Origin of the sequence: Pantoea sp. T14 (genome assembly GCF_036663535.1) — a bacterium.
Classification (GTDB): Bacteria; Pseudomonadota; Gammaproteobacteria; order Enterobacterales; family Enterobacteriaceae; genus Pantoea; species Pantoea phytostimulans.
Map to the genome: position 1 here is coordinate 23166 of NZ_JAWUEB010000027.1, position 18698 is coordinate 41863.

At 53.3% G+C, this 18698-nt stretch carries 19 protein-coding genes and 1 riboswitch; of the genes, 12 read left to right on the forward strand and 7 right to left on the reverse strand.

What is annotated here, in order from left to right; all coding sequences use genetic code 11:
- Positions 1 to 33: 33 nt before the first annotated feature.
- Entirely contained in the window at positions 34 to 1326 is a 1293-nt protein-coding gene (gene bioA / locus SC127_RS18150) for an adenosylmethionine--8-amino-7-oxononanoate transaminase (RefSeq protein ID WP_332627378.1), read from the reverse strand.
- Positions 1327 to 1412: 86 nt separating this feature from the next.
- Here bioA and bioB point away from each other — a divergent pair, with 86 nt between their 5' ends.
- Genes bioB through bioD form a run of 4 tightly spaced genes read left to right on the forward strand, consistent with a single transcriptional unit; the run spans position 1413 to position 5002 of the window.
- Positions 1413 to 2444 carry a biotin synthase BioB gene (gene bioB / locus SC127_RS18155; RefSeq protein WP_215847292.1) on the forward strand — a complete coding sequence of 344 codons (1032 nt, stop codon included), beginning with the start codon at positions 1413 to 1415 and terminating at the stop codon, positions 2442 to 2444.
- Positions 2444 to 3598: an 8-amino-7-oxononanoate synthase gene (gene bioF, locus SC127_RS18160; protein ID WP_243078307.1), complete on the forward strand. Its 1155-nt coding sequence runs from the start codon at positions 2444 to 2446 to the stop codon at positions 3596 to 3598. Before bioB ends, bioF begins: the two co-directional genes overlap by 1 nt.
- Entirely contained in the window at positions 3579 to 4334 is a 756-nt protein-coding gene (bioC, locus tag SC127_RS18165) for a malonyl-ACP O-methyltransferase BioC (RefSeq protein WP_215847291.1), read from the forward strand. Before bioF ends, bioC begins: the two co-directional genes overlap by 20 nt.
- Positions 4331 to 5002: a dethiobiotin synthase gene (gene bioD / locus SC127_RS18170; protein WP_332627382.1), complete on the forward strand. Its 672-nt coding sequence runs from the start codon at positions 4331 to 4333 to the stop codon at positions 5000 to 5002. Before bioC ends, bioD begins: the two co-directional genes overlap by 4 nt.
- A 1-nt stretch (position 5003) precedes the next feature.
- Here the strand turns inward: bioD and SC127_RS18175 are convergent, their stop codons facing one another.
- Complete coding sequence (locus SC127_RS18175) at positions 5004 to 5726, reverse strand: ABC transporter ATP-binding protein (protein ID WP_215847289.1); 723 nt, start codon at positions 5724 to 5726, stop codon at positions 5004 to 5006.
- A 900-nt stretch (positions 5727 to 6626) separates the two neighbouring features.
- On the opposite strand from SC127_RS18175, the gene uvrB reads away from it, so the two are divergent.
- On the forward strand, positions 6627 to 8648 hold the full coding sequence (uvrB, locus tag SC127_RS18180; protein WP_332627384.1) for an excinuclease ABC subunit UvrB: 2022 nt from the start codon (positions 6627 to 6629) through the stop codon (positions 8646 to 8648).
- A 1-nt stretch (position 8649) separates the two neighbouring features.
- On the opposite strand, the gene SC127_RS18185 is transcribed toward uvrB, so the two are convergent.
- On the reverse strand, positions 8650 to 9555 hold the full coding sequence (locus SC127_RS18185; RefSeq protein ID WP_215847287.1) for a gluconeogenesis factor YvcK family protein: 906 nt from the start codon (positions 9553 to 9555) through the stop codon (positions 8650 to 8652).
- A gap of 206 nt (positions 9556 to 9761) precedes the next feature.
- A riboswitch (molybdenum cofactor riboswitch) is annotated at positions 9762 to 9896 on the forward strand.
- Here SC127_RS18185 and moaA point away from each other — a divergent pair.
- The 5 genes from moaA to moaE all read left to right on the forward strand — a co-directional run bounded on the left by moaA (position 9886) and on the right by moaE (position 12581).
- Positions 9886 to 10872, forward strand: a complete 987-nt coding sequence (gene moaA / locus SC127_RS18190; protein WP_243078304.1) for a GTP 3',8-cyclase MoaA — start codon at positions 9886 to 9888, stop codon at positions 10870 to 10872. Its footprint overlaps the riboswitch before it by 11 nt.
- 13 nt (positions 10873 to 10885) lie before the next feature.
- Positions 10886 to 11401, forward strand: coding sequence for a molybdenum cofactor biosynthesis protein B (moaB, locus tag SC127_RS18195; RefSeq protein WP_332627388.1), 516 nt, complete (start codon positions 10886 to 10888; stop codon positions 11399 to 11401).
- Positions 11402 to 11403: 2 nt separating this feature from the next.
- Positions 11404 to 11886, forward strand: a complete 483-nt coding sequence (moaC, locus tag SC127_RS18200) for a cyclic pyranopterin monophosphate synthase MoaC (RefSeq protein WP_215847284.1) — start codon at positions 11404 to 11406, stop codon at positions 11884 to 11886.
- Complete coding sequence (gene moaD, locus SC127_RS18205; RefSeq protein WP_243078302.1) at positions 11883 to 12128, forward strand: molybdopterin synthase sulfur carrier subunit; 246 nt, start codon at positions 11883 to 11885, stop codon at positions 12126 to 12128. The genes moaC and moaD overlap by 4 nt, the downstream gene beginning before the upstream one ends.
- Positions 12129 to 12581 (forward strand): molybdopterin synthase catalytic subunit MoaE, encoded by a 453-nt coding sequence (gene moaE / locus SC127_RS18210; RefSeq protein WP_243078301.1) that lies wholly within the window; start codon positions 12129 to 12131, stop codon positions 12579 to 12581.
- Here the strand turns inward: moaE and SC127_RS18215 are convergent.
- Positions 12578 to 13360 carry an OBAP family protein gene (locus SC127_RS18215; protein WP_243078525.1) on the reverse strand — a complete coding sequence of 261 codons (783 nt, stop codon included), beginning with the start codon at positions 13358 to 13360 and terminating at the stop codon, positions 12578 to 12580. The genes moaE and SC127_RS18215 overlap by 4 nt on opposite strands.
- A 111-nt stretch (positions 13361 to 13471) precedes the next feature.
- On the opposite strand from SC127_RS18215, the gene SC127_RS18220 reads away from it, so the two are divergent.
- Both SC127_RS18220 and SC127_RS18225 read left to right on the forward strand, forming a co-directional pair.
- Entirely contained in the window at positions 13472 to 14566 is a 1095-nt protein-coding gene (locus SC127_RS18220; RefSeq protein WP_215847281.1) for a DUF1615 domain-containing protein, read from the forward strand.
- 95 nt (positions 14567 to 14661) lie between these two features.
- Positions 14662 to 15369, forward strand: coding sequence for a Bax inhibitor-1/YccA family protein (locus SC127_RS18225; RefSeq protein ID WP_215847280.1), 708 nt, complete (start codon positions 14662 to 14664; stop codon positions 15367 to 15369).
- Positions 15370 to 15598: 229 nt separating this feature from the next.
- On the opposite strand, the gene SC127_RS18230 is transcribed toward SC127_RS18225, so the two are convergent.
- Genes SC127_RS18230 through SC127_RS18240 form a run of 3 tightly spaced genes read right to left on the reverse strand, consistent with a single transcriptional unit; the run spans position 15599 to position 18569 of the window.
- A complete protein-coding gene (locus SC127_RS18230; RefSeq protein ID WP_243078298.1) occupies positions 15599 to 16567 on the reverse strand; it encodes a lysylphosphatidylglycerol synthase domain-containing protein in 969 nt (322 codons plus the stop codon).
- A complete protein-coding gene (clsB, locus tag SC127_RS18235) occupies positions 16567 to 17811 on the reverse strand; it encodes a cardiolipin synthase ClsB (protein ID WP_215847279.1) in 1245 nt (414 codons plus the stop codon). The genes SC127_RS18230 and clsB overlap by 1 nt, the downstream gene beginning before the upstream one ends.
- The gene (locus SC127_RS18240) at positions 17808 to 18569 is read right to left on the reverse strand and encodes an endonuclease/exonuclease/phosphatase family protein (protein ID WP_215847278.1); all 762 of its coding nucleotides are present in this window, start codon (positions 18567 to 18569) and stop codon (positions 17808 to 17810) included. The genes clsB and SC127_RS18240 overlap by 4 nt, the downstream gene beginning before the upstream one ends.
- Between the last annotated feature and the right edge of the window lie 129 nt (positions 18570 to 18698).

Here is an 18698-nt window from a genome sequence, read left to right on the forward strand (position 1 = left end):
CAAAAGCGCAACACTTTCAGAGCGTAGGCTGCTTTATGACTTAAAATGCAGAGGATGCTCAAGCGCAGCGCCAATCGATTGAACCAGTTTTTTCAACGCGGCTGGCGCAATGATGTAAGGCGGCATCAGATAAATCAGGCGCCCAAACGGACGGATCCACACGCCTTGCGAAACGAAAAAGTGCTGCAAAGCGGCCATATTCACAGGGGAATGCGTCTCCACCACGCCAATGGCACCCAACACACGAACCTCCGCAACCTGCGGCGAAGCGCGCAGCGGTAGCAGTTGCTCACGCAGTTGCTGTTCGATAGTAGCCACCTGCGTTTGCCAATCGCCTTCCTGCAACAGCGCCAAACTTTCCACCGCCACCGCACAGGCAAGCGGATTGCCCATAAAGGTTGGACCATGCATAAAGCAACCCGCCGGGCTGCAGCTGATGGTGTCGGCCACTTCCCGCGTGGTGAGCGTTGCGGCCAGCGTCAAGGTGCCGCCGGTCAGCGCTTTGCCAACACACAAGATATCTGGCGCAATCCCGGCATGTTCACAGGCAAAAAGTTTACCGGTACGACCAAAGCCGGTCGCGATTTCATCCGCTATCAGCAACACGCCATAGCGATCGCAACATTCACGCACACGTTGCAAATAGCGTGGATGATAGAAGCGCATCCCCCCTGCACCCTGCACGATAGGTTCAAGAATGACAGCGGCTAACTGGTGATGATGTTGTTCCATCAGGCGGGCAAAATCATCAAAGTCACGCTCATCCCAGATGTCATCAAAGCCACAAGCCGGAGCGGCAGCGAAGAGATGCTCAGGAAGATAACCGCGCCACAAACTGTGCATGGAGTTATCGGGATCGCAGACCGACATCGCAGCAGACGTATCGCCGTGATAACCGCGCTTCAATGTCAAAAATGTTTGCCGCGTTTCACCACGGCCCAGCCAGTATTGCAGCGCCATTTTCATCGCCACTTCAACGGCAACTGAACCGGAATCGGCAAGGAACACACACTCCAGCGCGGCGGGCGTCATCTCTACCAGTTTGCGGCATAACGCAACGGCTGAAGGGTGTGTAATGCCACCAAACATGACATGCGACATTTGCGTCATTTGCTGCTGCAGCGCCTGATTCAAGCGAGGATGGTTATAGCCGTGAATGGCGGCCCACCACGACGACATGCCATCCACGAGTTGGCGGCCATCCGCCAGTTGCAGTTGATAACCTTGCGCCGCCACCACCGGATAACAGGGCAGCGGATCCAGCATTGAAGTGTAAGGATGCCAAATATGCTGACGGTCAAACTCAATGTCGCTTTGGGTGAACATGGGTATTGTAAACCAAAAATAAAAAATATAGTTTACAAGTATAACCACGTTAATCGTCGGGATGACACCCTTTTTTGGAGCAAGCAATGGCACAACGTTGGACAATCGCGCAGGCACAAGCGCTGTTTGATAAACCTTTTCTCGAGTTAATGTTTGAAGCGCAGCAGGTGCATCGTCAGCACTTTGATCCGCGCCAGGTGCAGGTCAGCACCTTGTTATCTATCAAAACCGGCGCCTGCCCGGAAGATTGCAAATATTGTCCACAAAGCGCGCGCTACAAAACCGGCCTTGAGTCGGAACGCCTGATGGAAGTGGACGACGTGTTGATTTCTGCCCGCAAAGCCAAAGCGGCGGGTTCAAGCCGTTTTTGCATGGGCGCAGCGTGGAAAAACCCCAACGATCGCGACATGCCTTACCTCGAAAAAATGGTTGAAGGCGTCAAGGCGATGGGCATGGAAACCTGCATGACGCTTGGCACGCTCAGCGAGGCGCAAGCACAGCGTCTTGCTGGCGCGGGATTAGATTTTTACAACCACAATCTCGACACTTCACCCGAATTCTACGGCAGCATTATCACCACGCGCAGCTATCAGGAACGTCTCGATACGCTGGGAAAAGTGCGTGACGCGGGCATTAAAGTTTGCTCCGGCGGCATTGTCGGATTAGGCGAAACGATTAACGATCGTGCGGGTTTGCTGGTGCAGCTGGCGAATTTACCTACGCCACCAGAAAGCGTGCCCATCAACATGCTGGTGAAAGTGAAAGGCACGCCGATGGCCGATAACGATGATGTTGAGCCGTTTGATTTTATCCGCACCATTGCGGTGGCGCGCATCATGATGCCGAGCTCGCATGTGCGTCTTTCTGCCGGTCGTGAACAGATGAGTGAGCAAACGCAGGCGATGTGTTTTATGGCTGGCGCGAACTCCATTTTCTACGGTTGCAAACTGTTGACCACGCCAAACCCAGAAGAAGACAAAGACATGCTGCTGTTTCGCAAACTGGGCCTGAACCCGGAGCATACGCACACGCAAAATGGCGATAATGAACAGCAGCAGCAGTTAAGCGAGCAGCTATTCAATGCTGACACTGAACAGTTTTACAACGCGGCGGTGTAATGAGTTGGCAGCATCGTATTACGCAGGCGCTGGCGCAGCGGCGAGCCGCTGATGGCTGGCGTCAGCGGCATATCACTGAAGAGAATCACACTCGCTCGCTGACGCTAGCGGGCAAGCGCTATCGCCATTTTTCCAGTAACGATTATCTCGGATTGAGCCAGCATCCGGCGGTAATCGCGGGCTGGCAGCGAGGCGCTGACCTGGCAGGCGCAGGCGCGGGCGCATCCAGTCACGTCACCGGTTTTAACCGTCTGCACGCCGATTTAGAGGCGCAGCTCGCAGACTGGCTGGGCTACTCGCGCGCGCTGCTGTTTATCTCTGGTTTCGCCGCTAATCAGGCGGTGATCCATCTGCTGGCGGAAAAAAACGACCGTATCCTTGCCGACAAACTGGCGCATGCGTCGCTGCTTGACGCCGCAAGCCACAGTCCGGCGCAGCTGCGGCGTTTCAGCCATAACGATTCGCACAGCCTCGCAACACGCTTAGCGGTGCCATGTGAAGGTGAAACGCTGGTCGTGACCGAAGGCATTTTCAGCATGGATGGCGACAGCGCCCCCTTGCGCGATATTGCCGATCAGACTCGCCGCGCTGAAGGATGGCTGTTGGTGGATGATGCGCATGGCATTGGCGTGGTAGGAGAGCAAGGGCGCGGCAGCTGCTGGCAGCAAGCCGTGAAGCCAGAGCTGCTGGTAGTGACGTTTGGTAAAGCCTTTGGCGTCAGCGGCGCAGCGCTGCTGTGTGATGACGCTATCGCCGACTATTTTCTGCAATTCTCACGTCACCTGATTTACTCAACCGCCATGCCACCCGCGCAAGCTTGCGCGTTGCAGGCGGCGCTGCAGCAGATTCAACAGGGCGATGCATTACGTCAGCGGCTTTACGCCAACATTCAACGTTTTCGTGCTGGTGCCGCTTCATTGCCCTGGAAGCTCATGCAATCAGAAAGTGCCATCCAGCCGTTGATTGTTGGCGGCAACGCCGAGGCGATGGCGTTATCAAAAACGTTGGCTGATGCTGGTTGCTGGGTTAGCGCGATTCGACCACCGACCGTGCCGCCAGGCACCGCGCGCTTGCGTATTACCTTGACTGCGGCGCACACGCCGGAAGATATCGATCTGTTACTGGAGGCGCTGCATGACGCTGCAGGTAGATAAACGCGCCGTGGCTCGCGCCTTTGGGCGTGCTGCGCTGCATTACGATCGCCACGCCGAGCTGCAACGTTTAAGCGGCGACGCCTTGCTGGCACTAGCCCCGGCGCAAACCGGTGACAAGCTGTTAGATGCAGGATGTGGAACGGGCTGGTATAGCCGCACCTGGCGGCAGCGCGGCAAGCAGGTCACGGCGCTGGATTTGTCACCACAAATGCTGCAACAGGCGCGCGCGAATAACGTAGCGCAACACTATTTAGCGGGCGATATTGATGCTTTACCTTTCGCCAATGCCAGCATGGACGTGGTGTGGAGCAATTTAGTGGTGCAGTGGAGTGACAATTTGCGTGCAGCGCTGCACCAGTTCAAACGCGTTTTACGCCCTGAAGGCTGCTTGCTGTTTTCCACGTTGAGCGCGGGATCGCTGCATGAGGTGCATCAAGCGTGGTCGCACATTGATGATGTTGCCCACGCTAACCGCTTCCTGAGTGAGCAGGAGATTACTGCCGCCTGCGTTGAGCAGGGATTACATTGTCAGGCGCAGGTGATCACAATGCATTTTCCTGATGCGCTTAGCGCGATGCGTTCATTAAAAGGCATCGGTGCAACGCATCTGCATGCAGGGCGAGAAGGCCATTTATTAACCCGTCAGCGTCTGGCACAGCTAGAAAAACACTGGCCACAAGACGCGCAGGGATTTCGCATGAGTTACCATTTGATGTATGGAGTAAGCCCATCATGAAACGCTGGTTTATCACTGGCACCGACACTGAAGTTGGTAAAACGGTTGCCAGCAGCGCATTGCTGCAGGCCGCGAACAGCGCAGGTTATCGTACTGCGGGCTACAAACCGGTGGCCTCGGGCTGCGAAATCACCGCTGAAGGCATTCGCAACAGCGATGCACTGGCTTTACAGCGCTATAGCAGCGTGACGTTGGATTATCAGCAGATCAATCCGTTGGCGTTTGTCGAACCCACTTCACCGCATATCATCAGCGCAGACGAGGGACGGCCCATTGAATTCAGCACCTTGTCGGCTGGACTGCGCGATCTGGAACCGTTGGCAGAATGGATTTTGATCGAAGGCGCGGGCGGTTGGTATACGCCGCTGTCAGAACGCGATACTTACGCCGATTGGGTAACGTCGGAACAGTTACCGGTGATTTTAGTCGTCGGTGTGAAACTGGGCTGTATCAACCACGCAATGCTGACAGCCGATGCCATTCAGGCGCGCGGACTGCGTCTGGCGGGCTGGATCGCCAACACCGTCGTACCGCCAGGAAAACGCCATCAGGAATACCTTGCCACCCTAAAACAGCGCTTACCGGCACCGTGCCTCGGTGAAATTCCCTATCTCACCGACATCGCTCAACACGCTGATTGCGGCGCTTATTTGACCCTGCCTGAGTAAGTTACGCTACCGTCAGCCATTTGTTGACGGTACTGTCATCCAGTTGGGCGACTTTTCCTTGCGCCACATTGCGTCCGCGATGCAGCAGGAAAAAGTAATCGGCTACACGTCGAATCAGTGACACGCGCTGCTCCAGCAGCAATATGGTCATGCCATAATCCAGATTGAGGCGGCGAATCAAATTACCCATTTCCTCTTCGAGCCAAGGTGACATACCGTCGCTGGGTTCGTCCAGAATCAAAAGCTTAGGCTGTAAAACCAGTGCGCGCGCCAGCGCAAGCTGCTGTTGCTGATCGATGGGAAGATCGCCGCTGCGCTGTTGGCGTAAGGAATAGAGTGCCGGAAAGAGGTCGAAAACCATTTCCGGAATGGCGCGATGGCGATCCGTCTGCGCCGCACCAGCCAACAGGCCAATCAATAAATTATCTTCAACACTCATCTGCGTAAAAATATGGCGACCTTGCGGCACGTAACCGATCCCTCTGCGCGCACGCTGTTCAGCCGGCTGTAGCAGAAGATTCTCCGGCGGCGCGCCATTCTCCTGCCAAAATATTGAGCCGCTGTTGATCGGCAGCTTACCCATGATGCAGTTAACTAACGTGGTTTTGCCCATGCCGGGACGACCCAAAACACCGGTGCAGGTGCCGGGCGGCAGATCGAGATCCACATCCCACAAGATGTGGTTTTGACCGTAAAACTGATTCACCGAACGTAAACTCAGCATCTGACACACTCCTTCCAGATAATTAGCCTGAATGCTTCCGCTCTTTGTCGTCTGGCAAACAAGTCATCAACGATGGCGTTAACGCCATTGCCGCACAGTGCGCCGGTTGGCGCGGTGATACGTACTGGAATGAGTACTGCAATTACCAGGCCAAATTCCTAAAAAAGCCTAATTTAGCGTACTGGACGGGAAAAAGCGCAGCAAAATATGAGCAATGCTTAACAATTGCTCGGGGTGATAAAAGGCATGCACATTAACGGTGCGGAATGCTTAACGTTACTGGTGCATCTGTACATTTAGAAGGCATAGAGTCTGATTAAGAATGGCCCTTGGCCCGCGCTTCGGATGCATAATTTTTACGCTAAGGCTCCAAAAGCATAGTTAATACATGAGGGAAAGTGGTGAAATTAAATCGAAAAAAAAATATTTTTAGCAGGGAACTAATGCGGGAAAAAATTATACACAGCCTATGGCGATTGGGCTGCCCTCAGTTATCCACCATTCCTGTGGATAACCTTGTGCATTAGCTCATGAAAACAGGTTAGAAGCGAGGAAATACGCGGCTTGCTTACATTGTGATGAGAAACTGGGCTTTTCTGCATAAACAATATAAATCAATGACTTAGTAAAAAACAAGCCTAAGGATTATCTGCCAGTTCATCAAACTGTAATTTTATGACGCTCTATTGACAAATGTTAAAATCAAGCTCTGCTTGGGGATAACCTTGCGCAACAAGAATTAACGTTGCGGGCTATCAATCTTGTTAATACGGCGCAGCGGGGTTCTCCATAACTGTGCATCATTACTGTTTTTATATCCAGTATTTATTTCTGGCAAAATCACCATAGCAGAGTAAAATGATTGCCTGCCCGCCGACTTCTTCAGCAGGAACCGCATTCATGAGTAAAGCCTTTAAATTGAACTCCGCTTTCAAACCTTCTGGCGATCAGCCCGAAGCGATTCGCCGTCTGGAAGAGGGGCTTGAGGATGGATTGGCCCATCAAACGCTGTTAGGCGTAACCGGCTCGGGGAAAACGTTCACCGTGGCCAACGTCATTGCCGATCTCAATCGTCCCACCATGGTGCTGGCACCTAACAAAACGCTGGCGGCGCAGCTGTATGGTGAAATGAAAGAGTTTTTCCCCGATAACGCCGTGGAATTCTTCGTCTCTTATTACGATTATTATCAGCCAGAAGCTTATGTTCCCAGCTCCGATACCTTTATTGAAAAGGACGCCTCGGTAAACGAACACATTGAGCAGATGCGTCTCTCCGCGACCAAAGCGCTGTTGGAACGCCGCGATGTCATTGTGGTGGCTTCGGTGTCAGCCATTTATGGTTTGGGCGATCCTGATCTCTATTTAAAAATGATGCTGCATCTGACGCGCGGCATGATCATCGATCAGCGCAGCATTTTGCGTCGCCTGTCAGAGCTGCAATATGCGCGTAACGATCAGGCTTTCCAGCGCGGTACGTTCCGCGTGCGCGGCGAAGTGATCGACATCTTCCCCGCAGAGTCGGATGATATTGCGTTGCGTGTTGAGCTTTTTGATGAAGAGGTAGAGCGGCTGTCACTGTTTGATCCGCTGACCGGCCAAGTGGAATCGGTGATCCCGCGCTTCACGATTTACCCTAAAACGCACTACGTCACCCCACGCGAGCGCATTGTGCAGGCGATGGAAGAGATCAAAGTCGAGCTGGCCGATCGTCGGAAAAATTTGCTGGAAAACAACAAACTGTTGGAAGAACAGCGCATTACGCAGCGTACTCAATTTGATCTCGAGATGATGGGTGAACTGGGTTATTGCTCTGGTATCGAAAACTACTCGCGCTATCTTTCGGGACGCGGGCCAGGCGAAGCGCCACCGACACTTTTTGATTACTTACCGGCAGATGGCCTGCTGGTGGTGGATGAATCGCACGTTACCATTCCGCAAATTGGCGGTATGTATAAAGGCGACCGGGCGCGTAAAGAGACGTTAGTGGAATACGGTTTCCGTCTGCCGTCGGCGCTGGATAACCGCCCAATGAAGTTTGAAGAGTTTGAGTCGCTGGCGCCCCAGACGATTTATGTTTCGGCGACGCCGGGTAAATATGAGCTGGAAAAATCGGGCACTGAAGTGATCGATCAGTTGGTGCGTCCTACCGGGTTACTGGATCCGATCCTCGAAGTACGTCCCGTTGGGACACAGGTTGACGATTTGTTATCAGAAATCCGTCAGCGCGTGGCAGTCAAAGAGCGTGTGCTGGTGACGGTGTTAACCAAACGCATGGCGGAAGATCTCACCGAATACCTCGAAGAGCACGGTGAAAGGGTGCGTTATCTCCACTCGGACATCGATACGGTTGAACGTATGGAGATCATCCGTGATTTGCGTCTGGGCGAGTTTGATGTGCTGGTCGGTATCAACCTGCTTCGTGAAGGCCTGGATATGCCAGAAGTGTCGCTGGTGGCGATTCTGGACGCAGATAAAGAGGGGTTCCTGCGTTCTGAACGCTCGCTGATTCAGACTATAGGACGTGCGGCGCGTAACATTAACGGCAAAGCAATTCTCTACGGCGATAAAATCACGCCATCAATGGCGCGGGCTATTGAGGAAACCGAGCGCCGCCGCGAGAAGCAGCGACTGTACAACGAGGAAAATGGCATTGTGCCGCAGGGCCTGAATAAGAAGATTACCGATATTCTGGAACTGGGTAACAACGTGGCGAAAGTGCGCGGCAAAGGTAAGTCGGCCCGCAAAGGCGCCGCTGATGCCGAAGCTGATTACCTGTCATTGACGCCACAGGCGTTGCAGAAAAAGATTCATGAACTGGAAGGGCAGATGCAGCAGCATGCGCAGAACCTGGAGTTCGAACAGGCAGCCAACGTGCGCGATCAGCTGCATGAACTGCGCACGCTGTTTATTGCGGCATCGTAGCTCAGTTAAATCCCTGAATCGCGTGTTCCAACGCGACGCGTAACAGCTGGCGGTCGTGACGATATTTAATGTCGGCGGCTTCCAGCGGTTCACGCACGATCAACCGATTTTCGACGTTGCTGATATCCGCGGCTGGGCTCACCACAATGGCATCGATTACTCGCTTGCCAATATAGCGCTCCATCATTTCTAACTTATCAGCGACGGTCAGATTAGCGGCTGCGGGGCTAAGTTCTCGTCCCAGGTTGCCGATAAACACCATGGTGGCTGGCGTGCGGCGCAACGCCTGTGCCATCTCATCCATTAACAAAATGGGCATCAGACTGGTATAGAAACTGCCGGGACCAATCAGGATCAGATCAGCTTCAGCAATGGCTTCCAACGCTTCACGCGTGGGTTGCACGTTGGGATGCAGCATCATCTCTTGCGGCGGTTGCTTCATCTCATCAATATCGGTTTCGCCGTAAACCATGTTGCCTTCGCTATCGAGCGCCACCAAATCAACCGGCTGCTCGGACATCGGAATGAGAAAAGCATCAACCTTCAATAAATTGCGAATGATATTGATGGCTTCTAACGGGCGAACGCTAAGGTGATCCAGCGCTCTCAACATCAGATTACCTAAATTGTGTCCCGCCAGTTCACCATTGCCAGAAAAGCGATATTCAAACATGGCTGAAGCGACACTGGGTTCAGCAATGAGCTGGTTTAAACAGTTGCGCATATCGCCCCATGCAATGCCGCCTTCTGAGCGACGAATACGTCCGGTTGATCCGCCGTTATCGGTGGTGGTGACAATGCCGGTCAGGCGAGAACCGAGCGGTGACAGCGCTGACATCACGCGTCCCAATCCATGTCCGCCGCCTAAAGCCACGACGCGATCGAGATCGGCCAGTGTTCGATTCATACTTCTCCTTAAAACGCGCCCAGATTATGGCTCTTTTAAGCGCAAGTCCGGGCAGGGATGACATACAGCAAATTCTGCGGCGTATTTTAACGTATCCTGCTGTGAAAATGCGGTGAAAATTCGCTATATCATCAAATATATAGCGAAAACAGCCGGTGGAATCGTGTGAAATTTCGCGCTACCATCACACTAACCGCGTTGATCATAAGGTCAACGTACACTCTAGCCTGAGTGCCTAAGTCGCAAGATAGGGGATTCAGGCCGTAGCCTTCGCGCTGCCAGGGTGCAGAAAGAAATGACTGCATCTCCCGAATTTGGAAAGGTGTCCAGGTGTCACAATTTACTGATGCATTTGAGCGCAAGTTTTACTACTTGCGCTTATCGGTCACGGATGTGTGTAACTTCCGTTGTACCTATTGTCTGCCGGACGGCTACAAACCGCACGGCATCCGCAACAAAAGTTTTCTCTCGCTGGATGAAATTCGCCGCGTCACGCGTGCGTTTGCTGCTGCAGGCACTGAAAAAGTGCGTCTGACAGGCGGCGAGCCCTCGCTGCGCCGTGATTTCACGGACATCATTGCTGCAGTGCGTGAAAACGCCTCGATACGCCATATTGCGGTTACCACCAATGGTTATCGCCTGGCGCGCGACGTCAAACAGTGGCGCGACGCCGGTTTGACCGCGCTCAACGTCAGCGTCGACAGCCTGGATGCCCGCCAGTTTCATGCTATTACCGGCCAGGATAAGTTTCATCAGGTCATGGCAGGCATTGATGCCGCCTTTGACGCTGGCTTTCAGCAGGTCAAAGTCAACAGCGTGCTGATGCGCGATATCAACAGTCATAATCTGATGACCTTCCTGGAATGGATTCGTACCCGTCCAATTCAACTGCGTTTCATCGAACTGATGGAAACGGGCGAAGGCGGCGCGCTTTTCCGCCAGCAACACGTTTCCGGCGAAGTGATTCGCGATCAGTTGATCGCGCAGGGTTGGCAGCGCCGCTTAAGCGGGCGCAGCGATGGCCCGGCGCAGGTGTTTTATCACCCTGATTACGTCGGTGAGATCGGTTTGATCATGCCTTATTCCAAAGATTTTTGTGCCAGCTGCAACCGTCTGCGCGTCTCTGCACAGGGAAATCTGCATCTTTGCTTGTTCGGCGACGGTGGCCTTCCGCTGCGCGATTTGCTCGCTTCGGATGATCAGCAACAGGAACTGCAGGCGCGCATCGCCAGCAGTCTGGGTAAGAAAAAACAGACACATTTTCTGCATCAGGGCAATACGGGTATTACGCAGAACCTGTCCTACATTGGCGGATAATTAAGGAGCAATCATGGGTAAACCAACCAGCGAATTCCAACCGGTGCAAATTGCGCTGCTCACCGTTTCGGACAGCCGCGAAGCCAGTAATGATACTTCCGGTGATTATCTGCGTGAAGCTGCCCGCGAAGCCGGACACAGCGTGATTGACCACGCCATCGTCCCCGACAATCTCTACCGCATTCGCGCCATCGTCTCACGCTGGATTGCCAGTGAAGATATTCAGGTGGTGATTATCAATGGCGGCACCGGTTTCAATCTGAAGAACAGCACGCCAGAAGCGCTGCTGCCGCTGTTTGACCGTGAAATCAGTGGATTCGGTGAGTTGTTCCGCATGATTTCCTATGAAGAAATTGGCAGTTCTACGCTGCAATCAAGGGCTGTTGCTGGCCTGGCGAATCAAACGCTGATTTTTGCCGTGCCTGGCTCAACCAATGCTTGCCGCAGTGCGTGGGAACGCATTATTGCCGATCAGCTGGATGCGCGTACGCGTCCGTGTAATTTCGTTTCACATTTGAAGAAAGTGTAAGCATGTCACAACTCACACACATAAACGCCGCAGGCGAAGCGCACATGGTGGATGTCTCAGCCAAAGCGGAAACAGTGCGCGAAGCACAGGCTGAAGCGCTGGTGCTGATGAAGCCCGAAACGCTGCAAATGATTGTTGAAGGCAGCCACCACAAAGGTGATGTTTTTGCTACTGCACGCATTGCGGGCATTCAGGCCGCTAAGCGTACCTGGGAGCTGATTCCACTTTGCCATCCGCTGATGCTGAGCAAGGTTGAAGTCAATTTGGTTGCAGAGCCAGAGTTCAATCGCGTGCGCATTACCTCGCTGTGCCGTTTGAGCGGTAAAACCGGCGTTGAGATGGAAGCGTTGACCGCTGCTTCGGTGGCGGCGCTGACCATTTACGACATGTGCAAAGCGGTGCAGAAGGATATCGTTATCGATCAACTGCGCTTACTGAGCAAAAGCGGCGGCAAATCGGGTGACTTTCAGGCAGGTGAAGCATGATCAAAGTGCTGTTTTTTGCCCAAGTGCGCGAGTTAATCGGCACCAGCGAACTTGAGATAACCACCGACTATCCTGATGTCGCAGCATTACGCAGCGCGCTGACAGAACAGGGCGACCGCTGGGCGCTGGCGTTAGAGTCCGGCAAGCTGCTGGCTGCGGTCAATCAAACCCTGGTGCCAATGACGCATCCGCTGCGTGCAGGCGATGAAGTGGCCTTCTTTCCACCGGTAACGGGAGGATAGATGGAAACGCAAATTCGTGTTGGCCATGCGCCTTTTGACATGGCTGAAGAGTATCGCTGGCTGGCGGCACGTCACGAAGATGGCGCGGTAGTGACGTTCACCGGCAAAGTGCGCAATCACAATTTAGGGGACAACGTTGCGGCGTTGACGCTGGAGCATTATCCCGGCATGACCGAGAAAGCATTGCAGGACATTGTCGATGATGCGCGCCAGCGCTGGCCGTTACAGCGTGTAACGGTGATACATCGTATTGGAGAGCTGTTTCCCGGCGATGAAATCGTGTTTGTCGGCGTTACCAGCGCACACCGCAGCAGCGCCTTTGCCGCTGCGGAGTTTGTGATGGATTACTTAAAAACCCGTGCGCCGTTTTGGAAGCGCGAAGCCACCGATGACGGCGATCGCTGGGTGGATGCGCGTGACAGCGATCATCAGTCAGCCCAGCGCTGGGATTAAGGTTTTTTAAGCTGCTCGGCGGGCGCGAAGTGCGTTTCGCCATGGGCATGCTCACCGCCGCCGGTAACACGCTTCAACTGAATAACCTGACCTTGTTCCCAGGCATTCGCACCGGGTACCACGGGATGCGTCACAATATCGGCGCGCTCAGCACGGATTTTTTTACTGTCCACATCAAAGCGCTTATCGCGATCGGCCAACAGACGAGAATCGAGTTGGCCGTCAGCCGTAAAGCCCATCATCAACGCCGGAATGCCCATCGGTAAGTTTTTATCGCGATCGGTGTGCCAGGTATGCCAGGTTTTCCCGTAGGTATTAGCGATGCGTTTCATCAACGCATGATCGGCCGTAGCCGGTAAACCTGGCGCAATCAATGAACCCGATTTCACTTCATATTGATGGCTGTGCCACAGCTTCTTCTCTTCCGGTGGTAGCGTTTTAAACAGCCGCTCGCTGATAATGTATTCCACGCCCATGAGTTTTGCGTCGCGTGTATTGCCGTCGTAAATCACCGCCTGCATCACATCTTCGTTTAACACCGTAACGTAGTGATGCGCTTCCATCTGACCATTTTGATCACCATTGTAAAAATGAAACCCATCAAGGTAGGCGCTGATAGCGTCAATAGGCGGGCGGGATTGCAAGGCATCCGCGCCGGTTTCCAGCACTTTAAGGGAAGGGGACGTAGGTGCGCCCGGCGCGTTGACGTTGGCCGGAGAATTATTGCCGCCACAACCGACTAATAACAGGGTAAGCGCAGCGAGAGGTAAGATTTTCAACATGTTCCATCCTTTTAACCTTAAAAAGATAAAAGTAGTTCAGAAAATCGCACCTGCCGTCTATTGCGTTGCAATGATAAGGTAGTCGTTTGGTTTCTTCCGAGGACAGGTATGTCATCTCCATCTCTTTTGCAACGGTTGACGCTGGTTGCTGTGTTAGTGCTGGCGGGCTGTAGCACTAAAAAAGAACCGCAAGCGCCGGTTCGTCAACCCGCTGATGTTAAGGCACAAATTCAAAAGCTCCTGCCCGCACAGGTGAGCAATAAAGCGGGCTGGGCTGATGACATTTACACCTCATTCCGTACTCAACAGATCGATCCCAGCGCCAGTAATTTGTGCTCAGTGATTGCCGTTGCCGCTCAGGAATCCAATTTCAGTGCTGAAGCGGCGGTGTCAGGCTTACCTAAAATTGCCTGGGGCGAAATTGATCGCCGCGCCGCTAAAGTGCATGTTCCGGCGTTTGTCGTGCGGACGGCGCTGATGATTAAATCATCCAACGGCGAAAGTTACGCTGCACGACTGGATAAAGTACGCAGTGAAAAAGAGTTGAGCGCTATTTTTGATGATTTCATTGATATGGTGCCGATGGGGCAAAAACTGTTTGGCAACCTCAATCCGATTCATACTGGCGGACCGATGCAGGTCAGCATCGACTTTGCCGAAGCGCATGCCAAAGGGTATCCGTGGCCGGTTGACGGTTCCATTCGTCGCGAAGTCTTTACCCGCCACGGCGGCATGTATTTCGGCATCATGCATCTGCTGGGTTATCCGGCGGATTACAGTCAGCCGCTCTATCGCTTTGCTGATTTCAACGCGGGATGGTACGCGAGTCGTAACGCTGCTTTCCAGGCTGCCGTAGCACGCGCAACGGGTATGAAACTGGCGCTGGATGGCGATTTAATTCTTTACGGTTCTGAAAAAGCGGGCTCCACTGAATTAGCCGTGCGGACGCTGGCGAAGCGGATTGATATGAGTAACAGCGAAATTCGCGATGATTTAGAAAAAGGTGAAAAGGCAGATTTTAGCGACAGCGATCTCTGGAAACAGGTGTTCACGCTGGCCGATAAAATGGCAGGCCGCCGTGTGCCGCGTGAAATGTTGCCAGGCATCAAGCTGGAAAGCCCTAAAATTACCCGTAATCTCACCACGGCGTGGTTTGCACAGCGTGTCGATAGCCGCTATCAGCAGTGCATGTCGCGCCGTTAACGTCTGCGTTGTGGCACAGTTGAGCTGAGCTGTGCCACACTTAGCGAGGCCCCATTTCGCGGGGTGTGTCCAATCCGATTAACAAGAGGTGCATCATGGACCGATATCCACGTAATGATTCAATTGTTCAGCCTGCAACCCGCGGGCTGCAGGCCTATATGGCGCAGGTTTATGGCTGGATGACGTGCGGATTGCTGCTTACCGCGTTTGTCTCCTGGTTTGCTGCGCGTACGCCAGCGTTGATGGAGCTGGTGTTTGCTAACCGCATCACCTTCTTTGGCTTGATCATCGCGCAGCTGGCACTGGTATTTTTCCTGTCTGGCATGGTTCATCGCCTGAGCGGCGCGGTCGCAACCGGCCTGTTTATGCTCTATTCGGCGCTAACCGGTTTGACGATGGCGAGTATTTTCCTGGTTTATACCTACTCGTCGATTGCCAGCACCTTCTTTGTCACTGCCGGCATGTTTGGCGCGATGAGCTTCTACGGCTACACCACCAAACGCGATCTCAGCGGTTTTGGTAGTTTGCTGTTTATGGCGTTGATCGGCATCGTATTAGCATCGCTGGTAAACTTCTGGCTGAAAAGCCCGGCGTTGATGTGGGCGATTACCTACATTGGTGTGGTGGTGTTTGTGGGATTAACCGCCTATGACACACAGAAATTGAAAAACATCGGTGAGCAGATTGATGTGCGTGACACAGAGAACCTGCGTCGTTATTCAATCATGGGCGCGCTGACCTTGTATCTCGACTTCATCAACCTGTTCCTGATGCTGCTGAGAATTTTTGGCAACCGCCGCTGATTTTTGCAGAGAGTGTTAATTTCGGTTTGACGTTGATTGTTCCCCATCCCGACCTTCCCCGTGTTACCAGGGGAAGGAGACGCTGCCCCATGCGCGTAACGCGCATTTATGCAGGCGCCGAGCTAACATAAGGCAGCGTCTTCTATGCAGGCTCCGGGCTGACATAAGGCAGCGTCTTCCTCCCCCATGCATGGGGGAGAAGCGAGGTGGGGGATAGCCAGCACAATCATTACGATGAATTCTGCAACTTCTTCTCATTCTTCTCGCGAAGATGCTTCGCCCGGCTTTCAAGCAACAGATAAAGCACCAGCGCCAGCAGCAGCGGCAAAATAAAGTAGAGCACGCGATAAGCCAGCAGCGCGGCAATAATAGCGCCATGCGTGGTGTGTTGACCGCTCAATAACGCCAGGAACACCGCCTCAAGCACGCCAATGCCTGCAGGAATATGAATAATCACGCCTGCGATACTGCTGATTAACAATACGCCCAGCACCATCGGATAACCGACATCCCGGCCCAGCAGCAGCCAAATGATGGTGCCCATTACCATCCAGTTGGCACAGGAAACCACAAACTGTAGCACCGCCATGCGCAGCGATGGCAGTTGCAATGTCTGGCCTTTGATTGTCCAGCGACGGCGTTTGGAAAAGGCGCAGGCCCAAAGATAAATCAGCACTAACACCAGTAAAACGGCACCAATCAACCGCAGCGTTGTTTCACCAATAAACCAGCCTTCGGGGATCGACACCATGCCCGCCGTGAACACGATGCCTGCCAGCAAAATGTAACCCAGCCAGTTGGTGGCGATGCTAATCGAGAAAATACGCGTAATGGTGCCGCTGTCTAAACCCAAACGTGAATAGAGGCGATAGCGCATCGCCACACCGCCCACCCACGTGCTCAGCGTCAAATTGAACGCATAACAGATGAATGAGACCAGCATCACCTGGCGCTTCGCCAGCTTATGACCACAGTAAGCGCGACCAATCAAGTCATAACAACCGTAAGTGAGATAACTCACCACGACCAAACCGGCAGCGATTAACACCACAAACCGGTTGTAATTAACGATTACTTCATAGACATCTTCCCAGTTCACTTTACGTGCGTAGACCACCAACAGCACGATCACCGCAATAAAGAAGAGCCCGGTCAGTATTTTTTTCGCCAGTTGCCAGCGCGGATGCTTTTTCGCCATCAGGACTTCGCTCCTTCGTTATCTGTTTCAACCCGATCTTGCGTCTCCATCGACGGTTGCACCGGCGGATCAACTTGAGCCAGAAGTGGCGTATGGGCAGGTAGCCAACCGGCAATGGCCGGGAAATGGCGCAGGAAGTGGAACACAATCACGCCTTTGGTGAGATTCCACCAGTTGCGTGGCGGCAATTTATCGTCCTGTACGCGCTGGCAATCTTCCGCCAGCAAATGCTCCAGATTATCGCGCAGCGTCTGGTTAAACTGGCGATCGTGAATGATTAAGTTCGCTTCCAGATTGAGTGACAAGCTCAGCGGATCAAGATTACTCGAGCCGAGCGTTGACCATTGCTGATCCTTTACGGCGATCTTGCCGTGCAGCGGACGGCGGATATATTCATAAACTTCAACGCCTGCATCCACCAGATAGTTGTAAAGCATCTCCGCGCCCACTTTCACAATCGGCATATCCGGTGCACCTTGTACAATCAACCTGACACGCACGCCACGCTGGGCCGCATTACGCATCTCGCGCAGTAAACGGTAGCCAGGGAAGAAGTAGGCGTTGGCAATGATCACATCCTCTTTGGCGTCACGCAGCATGTCGAGATAGTGCATTTCGATGTCGTCGCGGTGATCGTCGTTATCGCGGTAAACAAACAACACCTGTGCATCACCCGGCGTGGCATTTTTTGCCGGACGATGCGAGCGTGAACCCCACCAGCGACGCGTGGTTTGTTCGCTGCCCATGGCGCTTTCCACATAACGGGTAATATCCGCTACCACCGGGCCTTTCACTTCCACCGCATAATCCTGCTTGGCTTCGGGGCCATAATCGGTGTTGTGTTCAGCGGAAAAATTGATGCCCCCAACGAAAGCGATTACATCATCAATCACCACGATTTTACGGTGTAACCGACGGAAGACATTGGTGCGCATACCCATTACCAGCGGGCGCGGATCGTAGTAAATAAAGCGCACGCCCGCGCCGGTCAGGCTGTTAACAAACGCATCGGAGAGATCGGGCGAGCCGTAGCCGTCCACCATCACTTCGATTTTTACGCCGCGTTTAGCCGCTGCCAGTAATTCACGGTGCAGCGCTTTGCCCACCTCATCTTCAAACAGAATAAATGTTTCAAGCATGAGCGTGCGCTCGGCACGCTGAATAGCGCCGAATACGCGAGGGAAAAATTCGTCGCCGTTTTCCAGCAGACGCAGCTTATTACCGTCTTGCCAATGAAAATTCATAGATGAATCTCCACGGCTAGCGGCGCATGATCGGAAAGATGTGACCAGGGTTTGCGCGGAAGCAACCAGGGATGACTCACGGTCGCATTGCGCACGTAAATGCGATCCAGGCGTAACACTGGGAAGCGTGCCGGGAAGGTACGCGCTGGGCGACCCGTTGTCATACTGAACACCTCCTTCAGACCTGCGCCATGTTTTAAGATTTTATTGGCACGATGTTGCCAGTCGTTAAAGTCACCCGCCACCACCAGCGGTGCGTCCGCTGGCAGCGAAGCGATCATCTCGCACATCATCTTCATTTGTGCGTGGCGATGCGCCTCTTTTAACCCCAAATGCACGCAAATAACGTGCAGCGTGCCGTGCGGTTCTGGCAGGGCAACTTTGCAGTGCAACATGCCGCGGTTTTCACTGCCGGCAACGGAGATGTCCCGGTTTTCATATTCAAGAATCGGGAAGCGCGATAAAACGGCGTTGCCATGATGTCCTTCGGGATAAACCGCATTGCGCCCGTAGGCGAAATCGTTCCACATGGTATCGGCAAGAAATTCGTAATGAGGTGTGTCTGGCCAGTTTTCATGGTGTAAAGGGTGGATGTCATGCGTACCCATTACCTCTTGCAAGAAGACCACATCGGCTGACGTTGCACGTACAGCTTCTCGCAGTTCCGGCAGGATAAAGCGGCGGTTGAAAGGGGCGAAACCCTTGTGTGTATTGATCGTCAGGACTTTAAATGAAAATCCTTGCTTGTTTTGTGGCATACTCGCGACGCACTCCTTTTCATCATCAATTGGATCAAAGTGTAGTCTTTGTCACAAACAGATGGTGAAGAAGGGCGATATTTAGGGCGTTATCCGAAATTTGCTTTACATTGAGGAAACACGTCACCG